Here is a 203-nt window from a genome sequence, read left to right on the forward strand (position 1 = left end):
TTGATGATATAATCAACCCCCGGCTGTTCATTCTCATACACTGGTATGCCATTGCATTTCGCCTTAACATACATTTCAAGATGCGTAGTATTTATCCAGTCCATGCTGGCATACACAGACCGGTTCAGATTGATCTCCGGGCGGTATATACTGCCGACCGCACAGTATACTTCAAACCGTTTTTCTTCCAACTGCGGCGACAG

At 45.8% G+C, this 203-nt stretch carries 1 pseudogene; it reads right to left on the bottom strand.

Annotation, left to right across the window (positions count from 1 at the left end):
- Positions 1-203: pseudogene (locus DWW60_RS13745) on the bottom strand (hypothetical protein); the annotation flags it as partial.

It is taken from the genome of Coprococcus sp. AF16-22 (genome assembly GCF_003461545.1).
Taxonomy (GTDB): domain Bacteria; phylum Bacillota; class Clostridia; order Lachnospirales; family Lachnospiraceae; genus Coprococcus; species Coprococcus aceti.